We start from the raw sequence: 2,168 nt of genomic DNA, 5'->3' as shown, positions 1-2,168 counted from the left end.
GGTTTCCTCAAATTCTTCTAGAGATTGACTTACTCTGACATACCCAACTAGTTGACTATTATCGCTACCAATAATTGGTATAGTCACTGCTTGAATAGGGACTTTACCACTTTGAACTTGTACCATTTTGCTTGGTAACAAGGGTAAAGTTAAGACAGTTTGTCCTTGTTGGGCAATCAAATTTCCCTGAGTATCAAACCACTGCAATGCCTGATGACGAGTTATTAAGTCTTGTGGACGAAAGTCACTTTCTACTGTCAGGTGATCTTTTTCAAACTCTGCATTTGCAGCCGCACCTTGTCCTATGGCTATGAGTTTATCTGTTGTTTGTTGAGTCAGACTGCGAGTGAAAGCAACTCGGACTGCTAGAGCAAATATTCCCAGCAGCGATGCGAACACTACCAAATAAGACAACAATAACCGATAACGAATTTTTTGAAACACATTTTTGTGAGTATCAAATTATCATTTATTAGCTGAGAGCTTTGTTGATAAAAATGCTAAAAAATAACCAAGTTTTTCATTTTTGACAGAGACGATAACCAATGCCGTAGATACTTTCAATAAAGTCTTCTGAACTTCCAGCGGCTCTGAGCTTATTCCGTAAATTGGTGATATGAGTTTTGATGGTTTGTTCTCCAGAAGACTTATCAAATTCCCACAGTTTATCGAGGATTGCCGAACGAGTCAAAACTTGATTTGGGTTTCTCAAAAAACATTCTAATATCATGTATTCTTTAGGGGTTAATGATAGAGCATCCCCTGCATAAGTAACCTGTTGGGTAGCAGGATCGAGTTGCATTTCCCCGTGAATTAAAATCGGTGGGCGAATCTCTTGACTTCTCCTAGCTAATGCCCTGATGCGTGCTGCTAACTCTTTTAGATCAAACGGCTTGACTAAATAATCATCAGCACCAGCATCGAGTCCAATAATTTTATCGCCTGTTGTATCTCGTGCTGTCAGCATTAAGATGAGAGCGTTAGATGAAGCAGCACGTAAACGCTGACACAGAGTAATTCCATCTAATTTAGGCAGCATTAAATCTAATAAAATGATTTCGTATAACCCTGATTTCGACCATTCCCAGCCCTCAAGCCCATCATTTGTGATATCCACAATATGGTGTTGGCGTCTTAAATACTCAGCTAATGGTTTGGCAATGCGATCGTCATCTTCAACTATCAAAATTCTCATATCGCTTTAGCAGTCTTGGATATTGTTACAATTCCTTTGGTAGCATGGTTATATAGTAGTGTCACTCTCACTTATTGGGAGAGTGAAAAACACTGTTATGATTCGCATTTGCTATAAGACACTCAAAATCTAAGCTGGAAAAGGTTTTGATAATAGCGATACAAGAGAGCGCACTGCCCCTTGGGCAATCGCATCGCTTGTGAGAAATGCGGAGATCGCCCATTTAATGATAGCACTCAGCATTTTTATTGTTGAGTATTTTTATTTACAACTGTGACTTTTGGCTCCTGATGAGCCACGTGGTGATTATCATCCCATGTTGGAGATTCCGAGGTTTTTGCAGAACCATTAGCAGATTCTTCTGGCACATAGATAAATTCTGGTGTTCCTGGAACCTCTTGACGTTTGGTGCGACGACCTGCTAAGAAACCAACTGCAGCAATAGCAGTCCCTCCTCCAGATAAGAGCAACCACAAGGGTACTGGCAAGTTAGGCGTTTTAACTTCCGTCTTCTGTGCGGGTTGCGCTTCCTTCTCCTCACCTTCTGTTGGCTTAGTACCACCCCGCAAAGACTGAGCATAAAGTTGAGGCGCACGCTGAGTGACAATCATATCCCCCTCAAATAAACCAGTCTTGACCTCAACCATGTCCCCAGAGGTTTGACCTAAAGTGACTTCAGTTGCTTGAAAAGCATTACCATTTTGTACGTAAACCTGTTTCTTACCATTGACATCAACCACAGCTGAATTAGGAATAGCTAATATAGCTGTCGATGTTTGGTTTGTCAAAACTTCAAGTTCGGCAAACATTCCTGGCTTGAGAACTCCACCAGGGTTATCTATTTCGGCTTTCACAGGGACTACCCGCGTTTCGCCTTCCACCACAGAACCAATTACGGCTATTCGTCCAGTGAAGGTACGATTAGGCACAGAAGCTACCTTCAAACTTACCCTTTGACCCCTCCTTACCTTGC

General features: G+C 41.6%; 2 protein-coding genes and 1 pseudogene. All 3 read right to left on the bottom strand.

Annotated elements, in window-relative coordinates:
- Window positions 1-444, bottom strand: a pseudogene (locus tag AC5590_RS25320) (sensor histidine kinase); the annotation flags it as partial.
- Window positions 445-520: 76 nt separating this feature from the next.
- Window positions 521-1,195 carry a response regulator transcription factor gene (locus AC5590_RS25315; RefSeq protein WP_169268963.1) on the bottom strand — a complete coding sequence of 225 codons (675 nt, stop codon included), beginning with the start codon at window positions 1,193-1,195 and terminating at the stop codon, window positions 521-523.
- Between the two features lie 245 nt (window positions 1,196-1,440).
- Window positions 1,441-2,168: efflux RND transporter periplasmic adaptor subunit (locus AC5590_RS25310; protein ID WP_169268962.1), on the bottom strand; the 728-nt coding region annotated here is incomplete at its 5' end.

This window comes from Brasilonema octagenarum UFV-OR1 (genome assembly GCF_963888615.1).
GTDB lineage: Bacteria > Cyanobacteriota > Cyanobacteriia > Cyanobacteriales > Nostocaceae > Brasilonema > Brasilonema sennae.
The sequence above is the reverse complement of the archived record's forward strand: the minus strand, read 5'-3'. Positions and strand labels throughout refer to the sequence as shown.

Coding starts and splice junctions, on each gene's coding strand:
- AC5590_RS25315 (WP_169268963.1), bottom strand. CDS start 1,195: ATGAGAATTTTGATAGTTGAAGATGACGATCGCATTGCCAAACCATTA.